Below are 16,386 nucleotides of genomic sequence, written 5' to 3'. Positions count from 1 at the left end.
CAACAGAAACGCCAGCAAAAAAAGCGTTTTTGTAAACAATCTTATTGGCTCTCCATTTGTTCATAATAGCGGTCATACGCATCTTGGCGGATTTGCAGCCATTCTTCTAAGCCCATTTCATACAGCTGGTTTACGTAGGCTTCCCATTCCTCTTCGATACCGCCTTCCATAAGCCAACGGGCATAATTTCGCTCAACGACATCCATTAAATCCGCCTCTAGGAAATGCAACCGGTCTAGCTCTTCTTCGTTCATAAAGACATTTGGGTAGCTCTCTTCCCAAATAAAATCAGCATAATACGTTTCAATATCTTGAAGTCGCTGTTTAGCCCGTGGCTCCATATCTACTACAGTGCCAAAATGTTCTTCTAATACAACAGACGGGCCCATCGGCGCCACTTTTTCACGAAACTCGCCCATAGTGATCCCTTCTGGCAGTTCTTTATTCACAAGCATGCCATTTTCATCTTCCTCATAAATCTCACCAATTGGCCCCCAGTTAATCTGGGCGGACAAGTGTGGGTCATATAGTTGGTCGACCCATCTCATTGTCAACTCTGGATTTTCATTCGCCGATGTAATGACAAAGGCACCGCGATGATGCTCATGATGGTTGGAACGCCCATACATCCGCTCGCCATTCGGCCCCTCAAGGGGACCAAGCAAGACATAATCCTCAGCTCGTTCTAAGCCGACAACAGACTCAATTTCCCAAAAAATAAAGGCACCTAAAGGGTTAGGATCTTGTTTACCTTTGGCCAAAAACTGTCCTGTGTCGTGGGTAAACACTTCTTGGTCGATCAACCCTTCTGCAAACCATTCATGGAAATACGCGATCGCTTCTTTATACTCATTTTGAACGGCTGTAAAAATGACTTCCCCGTCCTTTACAACTATTTTGTTCGGGTTATCAGGCAGCCCAAAGGCCGCAAAAAAGTCGCCTAAATAGCCTTGGAATCCGTCATTTGGCGTAAAGCTCAATCCTTCATCAGCTTTGCCGCTTCCATTCACATCATGCTCGCGGAAAGCCCTTAATGCTTCGCGAAGTTCATCCAACGTTTCCGGTTTTTCAAGCCCTACTTCATCAAGCCAAGCCTGGTTAATCGCTGTAAAATTTGCATAGGGAACAAGCCCCATCTCTTCTACTCGCGGCAATGAATAAATATGTCCATCTGGAGCTGTTAAAACAGCCAACAGTTCAGGGCGTTCATCTAAAATCTTTTGTAAGTTCGGCGCGTATTCTTCAATTAAGCCTTCAAGAGGGATAATGGCGCCATCACGCCCATAGCGGACAAGGTCATAATCACTAAAACCAGCATTGTAAAAAGCATCAGGCAAATCATTGCTGGCAAGCATTAAATTCTTCCTCTCAGCGTAGCCATCCCCTGGAATATTGTTCCAGTCAATGTGGACATTGGTCATCTTTTCGAGCTCTTGAAAGATCGTCATTTCACCAAAATTTGGCGCCAATGCGGACTTTGGCGAGACAAACTGTAAAGACACATCAACTCCTTCGTCGACAAGAGGCAGCCCGGTTTCATTAAATTCTACTTTCTCGGCATTGTGATTTTCCTTGTTGCTTGATTCGTTATTGCAGGCAGACAAAGCAATGGCAGAAACAAGCAAACATGTGGTCCATTTTTTCATACGCGTTTTCCCCCTTTTGTTAACCTTTAATCGATCCAATCATAACGCCTTTTACAAAATATTTTTGCAAAAATGGGTACAAAACAAGCAACGGTAAAGACGAAACGATAATGACTCCGTATTTAATTTGTTCTGCCACAGCAAGCTGCACTTGGTTCGATTCAATGTCGCCAATCATTTGCGTCGATGCCTCACTTTGGATGAGCAAATTTCGTAAAATTAATTGCAACGGATAAAGCGAATCATTATTCAAGTAAATCAACGCATCAAAAAAAGAGTTCCAATGAGTGACGACGTGAAAAAGCACCATGACGGCAATAATAGGCTTTGACAACGGCAAAACAATTTTTGCAAAGAAACGAAAATCATTACAGCCATCAATTTGTGCTGCCTCTAGCATGTCTTTCGGAATCGATGTCTGAAAAAAAGTACGGCAAATAATGACATTCCATAACCCAACTGCATTCGGAATTACCATTGCCCAAATCGTATTCACCATTCCTAATTCGCGAACGACAAGATACGTTGGAATCATTCCTCCATGGAAAAACAACGTAACCACCAAAAACATCATAATGATATGGCGTCCTGGCAAATCTTTACGGGAAAGAGCGTATCCAGAGGTGACCGTCAGCGACACGCTTATCGCAGTACCAAGTGTTGCGTATAGAAGTGTATTTTTAAAACCATTTACAATATTGTCATCTTGAAAAATACGCTTAAAGCCATCAAACGTAATATCCTTTGGCAATAGGAGTACATCTCCGGCAAAGACACGGTTTGGATCGCTTATCGAGGCAATCACAATAAAGTAAAGTGGATATAACACAAGCAGGCAGCCAATTGTCAGCAACGTGATATTGACTATATCAAACGCCTTATCTCCTCTTGTCCGTTTCCATTTATCCATTCGATCTTTCCCCCTACCACAAACTACTGTCGGACATTTTTCGTGCGATTTGGTTGACTGTGACAAGCAAAATCAAGTTAATGATGGCATTAAATAACCCTACTGCTGTGCCAAAACTATATTGCGCTTGCTGGATGCCGACCTCGTACACATACGTTGCAATAATATTAGATGATTCTTTATTTAGCGGTGTTTGCATCAATAGCGCCTTTTCAAACCCGATGTTCATCAAGTTTCCTAGCGCTAAAATTAACATGATAACGGAAATCGGCATAATCGCTGGGATATCAATATGTAGCATTCGTTTAAACTTACTGGCGCCGTCCATCACCGCCGCTTCATGCAAAGATGGATCGACCCCGCTCAATGCAGCCAAATAAATAATCGCTGCAAAGCCCGTTCCTTGCCAAACGCCAGAGAACACATATAACGTTTTGAACCACTCTGGACTCGCCATAAAATTGATTGGTTCGCCGCCAAACAATCCAATCAAATGATTGATTAATCCACTTGATGGCGATAAAAAAACAAATAAGATTCCTACTAAGACAACGACAGAGATGAAATGGGGTGCATACACGACTGTTTGGAGAAATCGTTTATATTTGTGGCTGATAAGCATGTTTAGCATTAATGCCAATAGGATTGGCAGCGGAAACCCAACTGCAAGTTCATAAATGCTTAAAACAAGTGTGTTTTCCAAAATAGTCCAAAATTGATAAGACTGAAAGAAGCGTAGAAAGTGGTCAAACCCCACCCATTCACTGCCCCATACTCCTAAACTTGGCAAGTAATTTTTAAACGCAATTTGCAACCCATACATGGGGTAATACTTAAATATAAGAAAGTAAATGATCGTTGGCGCCAACAACACATATAATTGCCAACTACGAAGCACACGGACGAACTTTTTCTGTTTTTGTGGTTGAATGTGCCCCAATCTGGCACGATTGTCCTTTATGCGCGATGGCTGTACGACAGACATCTGTTTCCCACCTCCCCTATTATGAAAAGCGCTTTCAAAATGATTTTATGTCAACCGGTTTCATATGTCAACCGGTTGACATAAAATCAGGCAAAAAACATCTCCGATTGTTCGGCAATGATGTTTTTTGCCTATGCTTTATTCATACACTATGCCCTCTTACTAATTCAATGCTATGCACATATTCTTTTTCTAGCGCCTTATCTGGTTGTTCTATTTGCTGAATGAGAATTTGCACAGCTGTCTCTGCCATCGTGGCCATCGGCTGCTTGATTGTTGTTAGTTCCGGCACATGCTGACGGACGAACTCCGTGCCGTCATATCCGATCACTTTCACATCTTCAGGAACACGCTTGTTACGGCGCCGCGCTTCTTGGATCACCTTTAGAGCGATGCTATCGTCGCTTGCAAAGACACCATCCATGTTTGGTTGGTGATCAAACAAAGCACAAATCGCAGCTTCTGCTTCCGCTTGTGACAAAATGCTACGAATCTCATAGGTCATAGCTGGCAAACCATAGCGTTGCATGACTGCTTCATAACCGCTGCGCCGAAGATTGGCAGGCGTCTCTAGTTCAGCAGGCCCATTAATATGAACGATGCATTTACAACCGGCTTCGATCAGCGTGGCGGCAGCAAGTTCTCCCCCTGCATAATTATCGGAACTAATAACTGGGATCCCACTTGATAAATAGTGGTCAAATGCAACTGTAGGCATTTGCTCAGACACGTCGATTAATCCACGGTTGTATGTACAGACGATCACGCCATCCACTTGATTGCGCCGCAGCATTTCCCAGTAATGTGCTTCTTTTTCTGCGTTATGTAAACTATTGCAAAGAAGCACTTTTAATCCAGCAAGCGCGCAAAAATGTTCAATCCGCGCTGTTAGTTCCCCGTAAAACGGGTTAGCGGTTGTTGGAACAATCAAGCCAATTAAATTGGAGCGTTTATTGTAAAGCGAGCGTGCTAAATCATTCGGAATATAGTTTAACTTTTTCATTGCGTCATAAACCTTTTGGCGTGTTTCTTCACTTATGTAGCCACGTTTGTTCATTACCCGCGAAACAGTGGTGGGCGAAACACCTGCCGCTTTGGCCACATCGCTAATTTTCGGCTTTATTTTAAACACCCCCTATTCTTCTGCCTTCTATATTAATGAAGCCAGCGCTTTCACACAATAAAAAAGCCTAAAGCCATATGGCAATAGGCAAGCTAGAAAAAAAGCCAGTAACCAATGAATAAGAGGATAATCCAAATCGGCAAGCTAATCAACGTACCCCAAATAAGCCCTAAAACAAACCGTCCGTCTTGCATATGGCGATCCTTCATCTGCAAGCACCCCTTTTTAGCATCTTAAACAAAAAAGGGCTGGTTTATACCATTTTTTAAAGCGTTTTCTTACCGACGTATCAAACAACCAACACATGGTCTGCCACTCTTTGCTTTTCGATTCATTGACATAGGGCAATTAGTACCGGTGCCGTGCCGAAAACTTTATTGCAGCTTAATTGGAGATGCTGCATGTTACACATATGCTAGCAGTGTGAACTAGGTTGTTGCTGAACAACATCCCCGTTGTCTACTAAATCAGATCGACTAATAGCACCGCTCGTCATTCTGCTTACGAACACTGCCGCCACACCCGGAAGTAAGAGCGCATTGCCAACAATGGTCACAGACAGCAGCGCAGTAAACAAAATCAGTTGAAGAAAAGCGCCAATCGTATAAAGGGGGTTTGCTAACAACAATTTGATGCTCACGAGCATCGCTTTTGGCAATTTTAGCCCGTATTTTATTGCGAGCGGCACCGTATAAAGCTGGCTTAAAGCAACCATGCCAGCAAAATACGTTTGAAAACAGGCAATTGCAAAGGCAAACCATGTGCCTTCGACGGCCCACAACCACCAAGAAGAAACGACAATCAAAACAAATATGCCGAAAAAGCAAGCAAAGGCGATTCCTTGGAAACAATGGGTTTTCGTTGCTTTTAAAAACGTTAAAATCGTTGATGCCTTTTCCTCCTGCAGCATGGTCTCAACTGCTTTGCTCGCGCCAAACCAAACTGGCCCACCGGCAAACAAGGCAAAAGCAATCGCCAACTGCCAAGGCAAAAACAAGATGCCTGGCAACATGATCATCGAAACGAACAAGCTAATAGCAACGACCGAAACAACGTATTGGTATAAATCCTTTGCCGTTATCCGCAAAAGTGCTGTCACTGAAAACATAGACTCACCCTATTCGTAGTTGGCTTGTTTTATCGAACAAATGGATTTTATCCATTTGTAGAGAAACAGACACTTCTTCTCCAGCCTGGACAAATGATTCCCCTGATACTTTTGCAATCGTATTTGTGCCGTTTAAAGAAAAATAAATTAAGTTTTCCGAGCCCAAATGCTCACATACGCGCACCGTTACAGTAGCGTGGCCATCGCCTTCAGCTATAAGACGGATATGTTCTGGACGAATGCCACATACGACGTCTTTGCCAATGTAGCTAGCAATTTTTTGTTTCAATGCTGGGGCCAAAGGCCATTTGCTGTTTCCAACTTGAAGATGCTGATCCGAGACAATTTTTGCCTCCAAAAAATTCATCGCCGGCGAACCAATAAAGCCGCCAACAAACATATTCGCTGGTTTGGCATACAGTTCTTGTGGCGAAGCAATTTGTTGGATCTCGCCTTTATTCATAACCACAATCCGTTCACCTAATGTCATCGCCTCTACTTGGTCATGGGTGACATAGACAATTGTCGCCCCAAGGCGTTGATGAAGCTCAGCCAATTCAATCCGCATTTGCACACGCAGTTTCGCGTCAAGGTTGGAAAGGGGTTCATCAAATAAAAATACTTTTGGGTCACGGACAATGGCACGGCCAAGAGCGACACGTTGTCGTTGCCCTCCAGATAACTCTTTAGGCTTCCGTTCAAGCAAGTCATCCAGCCCTAAAATGTTTGATGCATAACGGACCTTTTCGTCAATGATGCTTTTGTCGATTTTCATATTCTTTAAGCCAAAACTTAAATTTTCTTTAATCGTCATATGAGGATAAAGCGCATAATCTTGGAACACCATTGCAATGTCGCGGTCTTTTGGATGGACGTGGTTAACAAGTTGGCCGTCTATATAGATGTTGCCCTCTGTTTGCTTTTCAAGACCAGCAATCATCCGCAGCGATGTCGTCTTGCCACAGCCTGAGGGGCCGACAAAAACAAGAAATTCTTTCTCGTTGATCGTAAACGTAGCGTCTTTCACGGCTGTAAAGGTGCCTCCGCGCTTTTCGTCAACAAATGTTTTGGTAATGCGATCAAATACAATCGTCGCCATTTTTCACCTATCCTTTCACGGCACCAATGGTAATACCTTGCAAAAAATACTTTTGCAGCGAGAAAAACAATAGAAACATCGGCAGCGCTGCAACCACAGAACCAGCCATCATTGCCCCGAAATCAGTGGCATCGGCAAATTTAAAACTAGCCAAACCAATTTGAATCGTCCGCATCGAACTCGTTTGTGTGACAAGAAAAGGCCAAAAAAATTCATTCCATGTCGCCACAAATGTAAAAATAGCCAACACAGCTAAACCTGGTTTTGAAATCGGCAAAATGATTTTGTAAAAAATACGCCACTCGCTGCAACCATCAATCCGTGCCGCTTGAATGAGCGATGACGGCAAAGTCGACATGTATTGTTTCATCAAAAAGATGTTCCCAACTGTAGCAAACATCGGTAGCATGATTGCGGTATATGTATTGCCTAGCTGCAACGTGTTGACAACAATAATATAAACAGGAATCAATGTCACTTGCGCCGGGATCATCATCGTTCCAAGGAGAAGCCAAAAGATCGTGTTCCGCCCTGGGAATCGCAACTTCGCAAACGCATAGCCTGCCAAAGAGCAAAACAACACATTGGTTAGCGTCAATACAGATGACACAAACAGGCTATTCAACAGCCAACGGACGGCATCGGTTTCCGTGAAAAAACGCACGTATGTAGCAATCGATGGATTCTTTGGGAACCACTCAGGAGTAAAGGAAGACGCCACTGCTGTATCCTTAAACGACATGACCAGCATCCAGTAAAGCGGGATCAGCGTAATAACAATCCAACACAACAAAAGTGCGTAACTGACCATTTTTGCGGCTATTGCCTTTCGTTCAGGCGGGCGGTTAAGAGGCACCTTTGTGCTTGCCGCTGGTTGGTTCATGCAACCACCTCCAGTCAAAATTCTACGTCGCTTGCCATTAACTTGAATTGAAATACAGAGGCAACAATAATCACGATCCCTAAAGCGAACGACTCTGCAGCTGCAAGGCCAAATTGGTAATATTCAAATGCATGTACATAAATTAAATAAGCAATCGTTGTTGTCGCAAAGTTCGGACCGCCTTGTGTCATTAAATAAATGCTCATGAACACTTGGAACGAGGTAATGATGCCCATTACGAGCAAATAAAGCGTTGTCGGTTTGAGCAAAGGCAATGTAATATTGAAAAACTGGGATAAGGGACTGGCATGGTCAATGTCGGCTGCCTCATACAGCGATTTAGGGATACCCCCGAGGGCAGCCAAATATAAAATCACACCGGCCCCATGCCCAGTCAGCCAGCTCATTAAAATGAGGGAAAATAAAGCAGTGTTGGAACTGCCAAGCCACATCTGCGGATCAATCCCAAAGAGGCCGAGTATCATATTTACGAGGCCCATATTCGTCGGGTCATAAATCCAAAACCATACGAGCGCCATTGTCACGCCTGAAGCGACTGTCGGCAAGTAAAGAGACGCCTTAAAAAAGGTTTGCATTTTTTTGCCGCGTGGGAAAATCAAAACGGCTAGCACTAATGTGATCGCGACGCTAACAGGCACAGTCGTAACTGTAAAAATAAATGTATTACGCATCGACCTCCAAAATACGTCGTCATTGATCATCGTTTTATAATTGTCCAACCCGATAAAGGTAGAACCCATTACATGGTATTGTTGAAAACTCATAATAAATGCATAAATAACAGGAATGAGCGTAAACAGCAAAAATACAAGAATCGGCACAGTAATAAACAAATAGCACCAGCCGTAATCACGAAAAAACAAACGCCACTTAGAAGGCGACTGAATCGTCGTAGCCATGCATTTTTCTCCTTTCCTTAAAAGAGGGGGAGTCCCCCTCTTTTTAGCCTGATGCTTTAAGGTTTGAATGGGGCTGATTCGGCCTCTGCTTTAAATTTTTCCAGCGCTTGTTCAGGCGTTGTTTCACCATTTATTAATGCTTGGAATGTCGGTACAACGACTTGCGTATTAAACATATCGTCTTTGGCCGCTAGCTCGCTGTTGATGTTGTTAGGTGGCAAGACTTTGCCTGCTAGACGTTGGGCGGCCCGTTCATTCACTTCAGAAAGAGGCAAATCGTAATCAGCGGCTGCTTGTTTATGGACGATCGGCAAAGCGAGCGCTGAAGAGGCTTTGCCAATGGCATCAGCTCCAGCTAAATGTTCTAGCACTTTCACACTGTTTCCAATATGCTCTTCCGTTGCCCCTTTTTGCGTAAACAACAAATAGCCTTCTGCCCCGCCTCGGGCTACTTCTTCCTGTCCTTCATTATGCGGTGTAGGCAACAAGACAACTTCGATTTCCTCGCCGTCAATGTCGCCGTTTCGTATATCTTCGTTGCGCTTTTCTGCACTTGGTTCAAAATAAGGAATGGCTCTGCCATAAAAAAGCGCTTGGTAATTGTAAAACATTTCATTCCGTTTCGCCGCGTCAATTGCTGCTGTTTCATTTGGCATGATGCCTTCCTCACGAAGCTTGACAATAAACTCCATTGCTTCTAAAATCCGCTCATCTGTCCAAGCAATTCCGTGCTCCGTCATCCTGTAAGGAAGGCCATTGTTGCGGGCGAGATGGTCAAGAAGTTCCTCATCCACGCCTTGGAATACAAATCCATATTGGCGGTCGCCATTGTCGTTCGTTTGCTCGCCGATGTTAGCAAGCTCATAAAATTCATCCCATGTCCATCCTTCATTCTGAATCTTCTCATAATCGATTCCGTAGTCCTCTAACAGCGCTTTATTCCCGCCCCATACATGAAGGTACTGATAGAGAGGAAGGCCGTACAAAGAACCTTCAATCCGCATATGGTCGAGAGCAACGTCGTCATAGTCGGCTAAATCAATATTAAGTTTATCGTCCAGCTCCACTAAAAGCTGTGTTTCTTTGTATTTTCCAAGTGCTTTGCCGAAATACAAGTCAGGTGGACTCCCTGTATTTAAAGCAATATCAAACTTCTGCTCTCCTTCCGCCCAGGAAAGGATCTCATACTCGATCTTTATATCAGGATTGGCATCTTCAAATTCGGCTATTGACTCTTTCAATTCGCTTTCATACTCTTCATGTACTGGGTATGTCCAGACTGTGACTGTGTCCGTTGAATTGCCTGCGTTCCCTTCATTTCCTGTTCCTGCGCTGTTGCAAGCGGCTAGCGGAACAAGTAAAACACTTGTTGCCGCTGTGTAGAGCAGCGATTTTTTCATATGCTTTCCCCCTTAAACCCGAAATGATATTTATATAGGACGAACCATCACCTCCCGCCCTCGCTTACCGATACAGGAAAACGGCCATTTGCCTCGCCTTGGCCAAATAAGTATGCTAAAGCTGCAGCAATCGCCGGCTCTGTAGGCTCATAGCTGGCCACAAACGTTAACGATTTGGGAACAAAGCGATAGTCATAAGGGTTTTGCGTCGCCATAATAACCGGCTTGTGCCCTTTCGCCATTAATGCGTGAATGAATCGTTGCTGGTAGGGCGCTTGGGCAATATTCGATGTGGCGACAACGATTTGCTCATAAAGATCTGCCTCGGCTAAACAGCGCTCCCAATTTTGGCTTTCATCGTCAAATGCGATTGCTTTTGCCATTGCTGCCTTTTTATAGAGCACCTCTACAAGTGGATGCTCTTCATCCTGCCTTTCTTCTGCAGGTGTTCTATGCTGAACGTTCCCATAAAACAGCAGCAAAGGTTGATGAGGGGATAGCTTTCTCCTACCAACTACCGTCACCCCATCAGCATAAATGGCATTTGCCTCGCTTTGCCGAAATGTTGAACCGACGTTCTTCAAGTCCTCTCGCCGAGGTAGCCTATCCCAAGACAAGTAGTTTGCTTTTAAAGCATCAATGCGTTGAAACGACGTGTCCAGCTGTTTTTGGTCAAATCTCCCTTCAGCAAATGCGGCTTCCAACGCAGCGATTGTAGCGCGTTGCCGGCTTTCGCTGTGAGAGACAACAAGCATATCTGCACCTGCGAGCAATGCGGCCACAGCGCCCTGGGCGGTGCCGATCGTCCCGGCAATCGCCTCCATTTCTAAGCAGTCTGTCATCAATACGCCTGAATAGCCTAGTTCGTGACGTAAAAGTTCCGTCAACACTTGATAAGAGATTGTCGCAGGCATGAACTCCGTCTCCAACGCTGGGAAATGGATGTGAGCGCTCATGATCGCTTCTGCACCTGCTTCTATACACGCTTTAAAAGGCGTAAGTTCCACTTCTTGAAGGCGTTTTAAGTCATGGGGAATGGTCGGCACTGCATGGTGTGAGTCAACGACCGTATCGCCGTGGCCTGGAAAATGCTTCAGTGTAGCGATGACGCCCTCTGACTGCAAGCCATTCATCATTTCCTTCGCATATTCGCCGACTTTGCCTGGGTCCTCGCCAAATGAACGGACGCCGATCACTGGGTTGTTCGGATTATTGTTCACATCAGCGACTGGGGCTAAGTTCCAGTTAACCCCCACAGCGCGAAGCTCTTTCGCTGTCAACTGTCCGACAACGGATGCATAGCGGCGTTTGTTCGTTGCCCCTAGAAGCATCGCTCCTGGGAGCGCTGTTACGCCTGTACTTAAGCGGCGTACCGTTCCGTTTTCTTGGTCGACGCAAATCGCCAACGGGCGCTCGTGACCAGCTTCCTTTGCTGCTTTTTGTAAATCGCTCGTTAAGGATAGCAACTGTTCAGGCGTTTCAATGTTACGACTAAACAAAAGGATGTTGCCGACATAATGGTCACGGATCAGCGCCTTTATTTCCGGCGTCGCTGTCGTTCCATGAAAACCAAAGACTAGCAACTGCCCCAACTTTCTTTTTTGTTCTCCATCCATGCCTTTCCCTCTCCCTTAAAGCCACTAAAAATGGATTGTAAAAGCCGATTCCTCGTCCTTGCCTAGCTGTTTTCTGCTGCAAGCACCGCTCCATAGACAGGGGAACGTCCAGCCAAGCAAATAGCCCCTCCTCCTGCACGCCATCGTTTTCCCTTTGCATCTTTGCCAAAAGCAATGGAGCCAGTCTCGCTAATTAAGGCAGCCGTTTGTGCCTGCATACAGCGACTATGGGGCATGTGCTCTCTAACATCGCGGTAATCATTTATGTTGCAAGTGAATGGTCGCTCCCAGCCATGCCAGCACTCCATGGGCAAAAACAAACGGCGCTTCGTCCTGTAGTTTGTTTAACAGCGTCTTTTTCCACTGCTGATTTTCGTTCCCTTTCTATCATCCTATCAATGAAAACATGCTTTTATGCCTCCCAAACGATGCTCCTCACTGGGAACATGGCCGCCTCTCCTATATAATTTTCAGCTTATCTAGAGGATTATCGCATCCTTTTATCGAACCCATTGTCCCTAAGAATGGATTTCACGTTTGCGCTTAGGGGCACCAAACAGGGAAGACGGCTCAGCCTTAAACAAATCGGAAATGGCAAGGGCGACATACAAACTTGGAAGCCTAGACCCTTGTTCAATCATTCCATAGTAACTTTCCGTGATGATGATGTCGTATCTTCTCTTCAATAGACTAACTACTTTTTGTTGAGACCAGTTTCTGCTTTTTCGTAAGGAAATTAATTGATCCCTTTTGCACAATGTGATCACTCCCCAACATATTGTAGTTTCAGTTTACCCAACAAATAATTGTCAGTCAATAGAACAACACAATAAAAAAGAGTGAAAATGACCATCCGCTACTCCATGCTCATTGTTAACGGTCGAGTAAATTATTGCGAACATGCAGGAAGGGTATGCTTATGGTTGAGCTGAATAAACGATTGCGCGAGTTGCGAAAAGCCCACCAGTTGACCCAACAAGATGTTGCTTCCTTTCTCGGCATTACCGAAAGTGCATACGGCTTCTATGAGCAAGGTCGGAACGAACCTTCTCTTAGCAAGCTAAAACAGCTTGCTGAAATCTATCACGTTTCCATTGCTTATATTGCCGGAGAGACGGAGGAAAAAAGTGTTTCCCTCTATCGTGTCAATGAACAAACGGAGCACTATTATTTTAAAGATTTGGATGTTGAAGAGCAGGAATTTTTAAAGGAGCAGTTGAAGTTATTTAGAAAGATTCGAAAAAACAGACGATATGCCAGCCCAAATGAAAATAAGTTCATTTAGAGGTTTACAATTTTACAATTTGGGGAACAAAGCATATAACAACACGAATCCCTATCAAAAAGGAGTGGTCAAAAACATACAAAAAGAGACAAGGTATGTCCTTGCCTCTCATAACGAATTTGTCTAACGCATTAATGTTTTAGCGAATTATAACGAATCTGTTGTCTATCCCTATAATATTTGAGACTTATCTACAAGTCAACCCTTAAGATTCGACAAATCTCCACCTAAAACATACCTACGCTTTCGACAAGGGTGCAAGCCAACTGCGCCCTTGTTCTGTTAACGCTAGACTTGGTTTAATATCCCCATTCTTCAATTCTTTGTTTTCAGTGCCAAGCAGCTTTTCTACTTTCAATAAATCAATCAACTCACTCGCTGAATTGGCAGGAATGCCAAACTTGACCGAGAATTGGTTTCTCAACCACGGCGCCCCTAAATACAATTCATTTTCCGAGCCAAAGCGTTGTTCCCACTCCTCAACAAAACGAAGGGCATCCAGTTTATATGATTCTAAATGGTATTCTTTGATTTCTAGTTGCAAAAAGTCACGCAAGTCTTCACTATAATGGGAGTAATTTGTAATATCGGTATGTTTCGGCGCTGCCTCCGATAGATAATAAAGTTCGACACGTTTCCCTTTATACATCAGCCTGCTCATAATCGGAACCATGTCACTATCCGCAGTGACAAACACATAACAGGAAATGTTCTCATCTTTATAAGTGCTTTCAATTGCGTCTATACAAAGTTCAATGTCCGACGAATTTTTGCGGGAATCGCCTTCCTTATCGTTTGAATAGACGTGGCGGATTTGGACGCGCTGCTTTTGGAGATCAGTCAAGCTTGAACGGATTCGCTGGAAATCGGCATAAGCGCGAAACGTGCGGACTTGGTTTTGCCCGTACCGATCCCATAAACAGTTGAATAAGTTCTTTTCTGGCTCTTCGTGGTTAGGGTTATGGTTGTACCGGTTCATTAGCGTCCAATACACATTGTCATAATCAATAAAAATCGCTACATTGTTATGGTCTTTTGTTTTAAACATATCTTCTCTTTCATCTGTGTGTACTTTGCTCATTCCGCTAGCTGCCTTGCGCGATTTCTCGCTGTCCTCCCAAGACAGCCTCCCTCCTATTCATTCCATGAGGACTTATGTTTTGTTCTGCTGCGACGAATGGTCTGTAGCTCTAGTGTACGATAAAATCCAGAAAAAGCCTATGAAATTCTGGCTTGTTTCACTTGGGCAAATCGATTGTCTTCATAGCTGGCAGTCAAAACAAAACAATACTATTCCAATGTATGTGAAAACAGCGTGTTTCATACGTTGAAAAAAAAGCTTGACAGTTTATCTGTATCAAGCATATAGTACACATAGATGCTAATGTATGAATCATTTAATACATACACACAAAAAGAGGTGACTTATGCGATTTCTATCATTGCTGCATTTTGAATGGAAGCGTGTGTCCAAGGTGTATTTTTGCCTATTCGGCCTTGTCTCCGCGATCCAGCTTATTGCCATTTACATCTTGGCCTCAACGAAGGCTGCCAACTTCGCAAACGAAGCTTTAATCACAAACGTATCACTTGAGCAAATTGCCGAGTCCTACTCGATTCGCTGGGAGTCCTTGTACGGTGGTCTTCCTATTATTGGTTCGATTATGATCGCCATTGCGATCATGCTCGCTTATTCGTTGCTTATTTGGTACCGCGATTGGTTCAGTAAAAACAATGTCATTACCCGGCTGCTGATGTTGCCAATCAACCGTGCCCAGTTATTTGCAGCTAAGCTGCTTTTACTGTTCTTGCTCGTTCTTGGTTTAGTGGCGCTGCAAATTGTACTAGCCGCAATAGGCAACAAAATCATTGAAGCGGTCGTGCCGAGCGAACTTTTTCTCGCTCCGTTATCAATGGCTCAAATCATGCAAACGAACAGGTTATTTAGCTTGCTCATTCCCCTCGACCCGTTTGTATTCGTGCTTGCTTATGGCCTAGGTTTTGCCTTTTTAACGGCTTTGTTTTCGGCCATTCTCCTTGAACGTAGTTTCCGTGTCAAAGGAGCATTGTTAGGAGCGCTTTATCTGGCTTTTGTCTTTTGGTTGAACAGTTTCTTTTTTATAAGTGACTTCTACAGTTATGTATTCCCGTCGGAAGCACTATTGATTGCCGTAGCCACGGGGCTGACGACAATCGTGTTGTCTTCCTGGCTAAGCATTTACTTAATCCGGAAGAAGGTGAGTGCCTAATGAAACATGTTAGCAGTAAACGCTACATGGTGTTGTTCGTATTTATTGCGTTTTTGTCAGTAACAATCACCTATTTTTATGTGGCCATTTCTGACCGTTTAGACATTGAACCGATCCCATTTGAATGGGAAACCATTTCCGGCGATGAGTCGTATTTAGAAAGAGTGCAGCTAAGTGGCACATTGGAGAAATGGCAGGATTATGCAAGCAATTCGCTTTTATTTGAAACAGACGGGCACACTGTCGCCTTTGGTGAACCATTGTCATGGCTTGAACGCTATGACGCAAGGTATGACCCTTACTATGACCGAATGGCATTTGAACATAGGTCTTTATTTCGCCCACTTAATCATCTTCATACCTACACGGACGTGAATGACGAAAATAACCAGGTTACTGCTATTAGCCTCAAACAAGATCAACAGGAAATGTTGATTACAGTCCTTGAGAACAACACAGGCAATTCCATACAGGCAACTGTTTCTCTTGACGACTATCATGGCGAAGAAACAGGTTATATTTCTTATGCTTATGTGGAAGGCAGTACCGTTTCCGTCATTATGGAAACAATGACTTCAACGCCAAATGGCGATCGCTTATTGTTTTATGTAATTGATTTGGAGAAACAAGCGATTGTGCAAGAAGCCGCTCTTGCCGATTTGGCCACCGATTCGGTTGCCAGCGACAGTGCCTACGTATTGATTGGCCTTAAACAGCAGCCAGCAGTCATTTTGAATATCAATGGATCGCTCGCTTTTTACGATTTCAAAGCGAACCGCTTGTCAGAAATCGACACAAGCAACGGACAAAACATTGTAAATGCTTCAGAAGCAGATGACGGCAGTGTCACACTGTTAGGGGAGACGGACAACCAAGTCGTCTACCGCTTTGAAGCTGATTCCCCAGAAACGCTCACGCCAATCGGTGAGCTGCCAAAGGAACTAACAGAGAGTGAAGAACACTATTTAGTTGGTTTCACCGAGGAAAACGGCTTTCTTCACTTGCTTGTAAACGAAACGATGCCAGAAGAAAATCCGATTGTTTCCAGCTATAGTTTTTACACAGTTAAACTAGAAGATGGACAAATCCTCTATCATGGGAAAACCGAATATGGAACTGAAAATGGGTATCTTTATTTCCATAAACTAAAACGTGCATAAAA

The 16,386-nt window shown here is 44.0% G+C and carries 16 protein-coding genes; 3 read left to right on the top strand and 13 right to left on the bottom strand.

Annotation, left to right across the window (positions count from 1 at the left end; genetic code table 11):
• Window positions 1-41 precede the first annotated feature (41 nt).
• The 12 genes from N6H06_RS05485 to N6H06_RS05430 form a co-directional block, all read right to left on the bottom strand.
• The gene (locus N6H06_RS05485; protein WP_263705820.1) at window positions 42-1,646 is read right to left on the bottom strand and encodes an ABC transporter substrate-binding protein; all 1,605 of its coding nucleotides are present in this window, start codon (window positions 1,644-1,646) and stop codon (window positions 42-44) included.
• A gap of 19 nt (window positions 1,647-1,665) precedes the next feature.
• The gene (locus N6H06_RS05480; RefSeq protein WP_263705819.1) at window positions 1,666-2,556 is read right to left on the bottom strand and encodes a carbohydrate ABC transporter permease; all 891 of its coding nucleotides are present in this window, start codon (window positions 2,554-2,556) and stop codon (window positions 1,666-1,668) included.
• Between the two features lie 13 nt (window positions 2,557-2,569).
• Window positions 2,570-3,541, bottom strand: a complete 972-nt coding sequence (locus tag N6H06_RS05475; RefSeq protein ID WP_062746283.1) for an ABC transporter permease — start codon at window positions 3,539-3,541, stop codon at window positions 2,570-2,572.
• A gap of 142 nt (window positions 3,542-3,683) precedes the next feature.
• The gene (locus N6H06_RS05470; RefSeq protein ID WP_404830333.1) at window positions 3,684-4,664 is read right to left on the bottom strand and encodes a LacI family DNA-binding transcriptional regulator; all 981 of its coding nucleotides are present in this window, start codon (window positions 4,662-4,664) and stop codon (window positions 3,684-3,686) included.
• A 415-nt stretch (window positions 4,665-5,079) separates the two neighbouring features.
• Window positions 5,080-5,772: a hypothetical protein gene (locus tag N6H06_RS05465; RefSeq protein ID WP_062746281.1), complete on the bottom strand. Its 693-nt coding sequence runs from the start codon at window positions 5,770-5,772 to the stop codon at window positions 5,080-5,082.
• Between the two features lie 4 nt (window positions 5,773-5,776).
• Entirely contained in the window at window positions 5,777-6,871 is a 1,095-nt protein-coding gene (locus N6H06_RS05460) for an ABC transporter ATP-binding protein (RefSeq protein WP_062746278.1), read from the bottom strand.
• 7 nt (window positions 6,872-6,878) lie between these two features.
• A complete protein-coding gene (locus N6H06_RS05455; protein ID WP_213028931.1) occupies window positions 6,879-7,682 on the bottom strand; it encodes a carbohydrate ABC transporter permease in 804 nt (267 codons plus the stop codon).
• Window positions 7,683-7,768: 86 nt separating this feature from the next.
• Window positions 7,769-8,674: a carbohydrate ABC transporter permease gene (locus N6H06_RS05450; protein WP_062746276.1), complete on the bottom strand. Its 906-nt coding sequence runs from the start codon at window positions 8,672-8,674 to the stop codon at window positions 7,769-7,771.
• A gap of 56 nt (window positions 8,675-8,730) precedes the next feature.
• Window positions 8,731-10,074, bottom strand: a complete 1,344-nt coding sequence (locus N6H06_RS05445) for an ABC transporter substrate-binding protein (RefSeq protein WP_212954180.1) — start codon at window positions 10,072-10,074, stop codon at window positions 8,731-8,733.
• Between the two features lie 47 nt (window positions 10,075-10,121).
• A complete protein-coding gene (gene nagZ / locus N6H06_RS05440) occupies window positions 10,122-11,690 on the bottom strand; it encodes a beta-N-acetylhexosaminidase (RefSeq protein ID WP_263705817.1) in 1,569 nt (522 codons plus the stop codon).
• A gap of 62 nt (window positions 11,691-11,752) precedes the next feature.
• Window positions 11,753-12,010: a hypothetical protein gene (locus tag N6H06_RS05435; protein ID WP_153020500.1), complete on the bottom strand. Its 258-nt coding sequence runs from the start codon at window positions 12,008-12,010 to the stop codon at window positions 11,753-11,755.
• Window positions 12,011-12,208: 198 nt separating this feature from the next.
• Entirely contained in the window at window positions 12,209-12,457 is a 249-nt protein-coding gene (locus N6H06_RS05430) for a helix-turn-helix transcriptional regulator (RefSeq protein ID WP_263705816.1), read from the bottom strand.
• Window positions 12,458-12,609: 152 nt separating this feature from the next.
• Between N6H06_RS05430 and N6H06_RS05425 the strand changes: the two genes are divergently transcribed.
• Window positions 12,610-12,975 carry a helix-turn-helix domain-containing protein gene (locus tag N6H06_RS05425; protein WP_062746270.1) on the top strand — a complete coding sequence of 122 codons (366 nt, stop codon included), beginning with the start codon at window positions 12,610-12,612 and terminating at the stop codon, window positions 12,973-12,975.
• Window positions 12,976-13,213: 238 nt separating this feature from the next.
• On the opposite strand, the gene N6H06_RS05420 is transcribed toward N6H06_RS05425, so the two are convergent.
• On the bottom strand, window positions 13,214-14,056 hold the full coding sequence (locus N6H06_RS05420; protein WP_062746268.1) for an NYN domain-containing protein: 843 nt from the start codon (window positions 14,054-14,056) through the stop codon (window positions 13,214-13,216).
• A gap of 346 nt (window positions 14,057-14,402) precedes the next feature.
• On the opposite strand from N6H06_RS05420, the gene N6H06_RS05415 reads away from it, so the two are divergent.
• Window positions 14,403-15,224, top strand: coding sequence for a hypothetical protein (locus N6H06_RS05415; RefSeq protein WP_062746266.1), 822 nt, complete (start codon window positions 14,403-14,405; stop codon window positions 15,222-15,224).
• Window positions 15,224-16,384, top strand: coding sequence for a hypothetical protein (locus N6H06_RS05410; RefSeq protein ID WP_263705815.1), 1,161 nt, complete (start codon window positions 15,224-15,226; stop codon window positions 16,382-16,384). Before N6H06_RS05415 ends, N6H06_RS05410 begins: the two co-directional genes overlap by 1 nt.
• Window positions 16,385-16,386 lie beyond the last annotated feature (2 nt).

This window comes from Shouchella tritolerans, from assembly GCF_025770735.1.
Taxonomy (GTDB): Bacteria; Bacillota; Bacilli; order Bacillales; family Bacillaceae_D; genus Shouchella; species Shouchella tritolerans.
The sequence above is the reverse complement of the archived record's forward strand: the minus strand, read 5'-3'. Positions and strand labels throughout refer to the sequence as shown.

Coding starts and splice junctions, on each gene's coding strand:
- N6H06_RS05485 (WP_263705820.1), bottom strand. CDS start 1,646: ATGAAAAAATGGACCACATGTTTGCTTGTTTCTGCCATTGCTTTGTCT.
- N6H06_RS05480 (WP_263705819.1), bottom strand. CDS start 2,556: ATGGATAAATGGAAACGGACAAGAGGAGATAAGGCGTTTGATATAGTC.
- N6H06_RS05475 (WP_062746283.1), bottom strand. CDS start 3,541: ATGTCTGTCGTACAGCCATCGCGCATAAAGGACAATCGTGCCAGATTG.
- N6H06_RS05465 (WP_062746281.1), bottom strand. CDS start 5,772: ATGTTTTCAGTGACAGCACTTTTGCGGATAACGGCAAAGGATTTATAC.
- N6H06_RS05460 (WP_062746278.1), bottom strand. CDS start 6,871: ATGGCGACGATTGTATTTGATCGCATTACCAAAACATTTGTTGACGAA.
- N6H06_RS05455 (WP_213028931.1), bottom strand. CDS start 7,682: ATGGTCAGTTACGCACTTTTGTTGTGTTGGATTGTTATTACGCTGATC.
- N6H06_RS05450 (WP_062746276.1), bottom strand. CDS start 8,674: ATGGCTACGACGATTCAGTCGCCTTCTAAGTGGCGTTTGTTTTTTCGT.
- N6H06_RS05445 (WP_212954180.1), bottom strand. CDS start 10,074: ATGAAAAAATCGCTGCTCTACACAGCGGCAACAAGTGTTTTACTTGTT.
- nagZ (WP_263705817.1), bottom strand. CDS start 11,690: ATGGATGGAGAACAAAAAAGAAAGTTGGGGCAGTTGCTAGTCTTTGGT.
- N6H06_RS05425 (WP_062746270.1), top strand. CDS start 12,610: ATGGTTGAGCTGAATAAACGATTGCGCGAGTTGCGAAAAGCCCACCAG.
- N6H06_RS05420 (WP_062746268.1), bottom strand. CDS start 14,056: ATGAGCAAAGTACACACAGATGAAAGAGAAGATATGTTTAAAACAAAA.
- N6H06_RS05415 (WP_062746266.1), top strand. CDS start 14,403: ATGCGATTTCTATCATTGCTGCATTTTGAATGGAAGCGTGTGTCCAAG.
- N6H06_RS05410 (WP_263705815.1), top strand. CDS start 15,224: ATGAAACATGTTAGCAGTAAACGCTACATGGTGTTGTTCGTATTTATT.